The organism is Helicobacter sp. T3_23-1059 (assembly GCF_053654515.1).
In genome coordinates, this window is sequence record NZ_JBSIUV010000231.1 from 1 (window position 1) to 451 (window position 451).

General features: G+C 37.0%; 1 protein-coding gene. It reads right to left on the reverse strand.

Translation table 11 applies throughout. From position 1 onward, the window contains the following. Positions 1-5: 5 nt before the first annotated feature. The gene (locus ACWIX0_RS14200; RefSeq protein ID WP_454174620.1) at positions 6-179 is read right to left on the reverse strand and encodes a hypothetical protein; all 174 of its coding nucleotides are present in this window, start codon (positions 177-179) and stop codon (positions 6-8) included. Positions 180-451: the final 272 nt, after the last annotated feature.

Consider the following 451-nt stretch of genomic DNA (forward strand, 5'->3'; position numbering starts at 1 on the left):
ACAATTTATCGACCACAGAGACCCTGAGCGCGTGAAATGGCTAGCAAATTATAAGGCGAAATAAAGCGTATCATTATGAGATTTTGCGTCTTGGTAGAATCTAAATCTTGGTATGTGATTTTTTTAAGTTTTCTAAAAAGTTTATTAGCAAGTAGCAACAATGATAGAGCAAACTTCACAAACTAATCGTTAGCTTTTTAGTCCCACTGCTCTAGCGTATTTCACAACAGTATCTAGGCTAAAGCCACCATCTGCGCTCTCTAGTCTTGCGATATTTGATTGTTTTAGTCCGCTACGCTATGCCACCTCTTGCGCTTTAATCCGTAGTTTAAAACATATCATCTTGCAGTTTTTTCGTGTGCGGTTTGCTAAGTGGGTCAAAAGATTCTAGCAGTAAAATTATCTTTGCCATTTTTGATTCTAATTTTGTCGGTAGGGCTAAATTTTATCA